Origin of the sequence: Streptomyces antarcticus, from assembly GCF_026627255.1 — a bacterium.
Lineage (GTDB): Bacteria > Actinomycetota > Actinomycetes > Streptomycetales > Streptomycetaceae > Streptomyces > Streptomyces antarcticus.
The window spans coordinates 1-1,429 of sequence record NZ_JAPNLM010000079.1 but is presented as its reverse complement, the minus strand read 5'-3'; the positions used below and the strand labels follow the sequence as shown (position 1 = coordinate 1,429).

The window sequence follows — 1,429 nt, the reverse complement described above, 5'->3', positions numbered from 1 at the left end:
AGAGGGCGGTTCGCGAGTTGATGTCCATTTCCGGGTGAGGCTGGGGCGGGGCTGCTGGTCACGGTGCTCGGTCGGCTACTGCTTCCTGGCGAAGCTGCCGGTGTCGACTTCGGTGAGGATGCCGAGCTTGACCAGGCGTTTCAGCTTGGCGCGGGTGCCCTCGATGTTCTTCGGCAGGACTTCGTGGTCGAGGGCTTGGCAGACGTCACGGGCCCGGAGGGGACCGGTGGCCTCGTTGAAGACGGCGAGGATGCGGGGATAGTCCGGGTGTTCGGGCAGGCCGGGTGAGTGGGCCTGGGCCGGGAGACGGTCGGCGAGGGCGGTGACCGTCTTCCGGGTGATCGCGAGGTGTTCGAGGTGGGTTTCGGCCTCCCGCAGGCGAGCCTGTAGTTCGCCGATCTGGGTTCGGAGCTCATCGGCCATGGCCTGGGCGGCGTCTTCCTGGATGCCGAGCGCGTCGAGCAGGGGCCGGATGTTCACGCGGCCACCGCCTGCGGGTCGCGCCAGGTGGGGGTGTTCGCGCCGGTGAGGCGGCGGGCCATGACATGGGTCATGGCCCAGTAGACGCGGGAGACGGACGAGGACGGACTGTGCTCGTAGTCGCGGACCAGGCGCCGGTGCAGTATCAGGATCCCGAAGGTCTGCTCGACCACCCACCGCTTCGGCTGAGGGACGAACCCTTTGTCCTGCGGGTTGCGCTCGACGGTCTCGACGTCGATGCCGAGGCGGGTGCCGTGGGCGGCGACCTGGTTCTTGAAGCCCTGGTCGACCAGTGCCTTGCGGACGGTTCCGCCGGCGTTCTGGGCGACCTGGTCGAGCAGGGCGATACCCGCGGCGTTGTCGTGCGCGCTCGCGGTGAGGATCGTGACGGCGATGACCAGGCCGAGCACGTCCACGGCCAGGCCCCGCTTGCGGCCCGGCACGCGTTTCGCGGCGTCCCGGCCGGTCGTGGAGGCGGGAACCCCGGCAGAGACGTGGACACTCTGCGTGTCCAGGACCACCAGGGTCGGGTCCTCTAATCGTCGGGCCCGTTCACGGACCTGGCAGCGCAGGAGTTCATGGATGACCTGGTCGGTCCCGTCGTCCCGCCAGGCGGCGAAGTAGTAGTACGTCGCGCTTTTGGGTGGCAGATCGTGCGGGAGGTAGGCCCACTGGCAGCCCGTCCGGCTCTGGTAGAGGATCGAGTTCACGATCTCCCGCATCGCGTAGGCGCCCTGGTGGCCACTGACCGAGCGATGCCGGCCCTTCCACGCCGTGATCACCGGCTCGATCAGAGACCACTGCTCGTCCGATAAGTCGCTCGGGTACGGCTTGCGTTCACTCACCCCGCCACCCCAACAGACCACCAGCTGCGGACCAGCGGATTCCGCCCGCACCCCACACCATCAGGCGACGACACAACCACTCAAAGAGTCACGAACCGCCCTCT

At 68.2% G+C, this 1,429-nt stretch carries 2 protein-coding genes; both read right to left on the bottom strand.

Going from position 1 to position 1,429, the window contains the following annotated elements; all coding sequences use genetic code 11:
* Positions 1-75: 75 nt before the first annotated feature.
* The gene (locus OTB16_RS39100; protein ID WP_267727708.1) at positions 76-480 is read right to left on the bottom strand and encodes a hypothetical protein; all 405 of its coding nucleotides are present in this window, start codon (positions 478-480) and stop codon (positions 76-78) included.
* Positions 477-1,325 (bottom strand): IS5 family transposase, encoded by an 849-nt coding sequence (locus OTB16_RS39095; RefSeq protein WP_267727706.1) that lies wholly within the window; start codon positions 1,323-1,325, stop codon positions 477-479. Before OTB16_RS39095 ends, OTB16_RS39100 begins: the two co-directional genes overlap by 4 nt.
* Positions 1,326-1,429 lie beyond the last annotated feature (104 nt).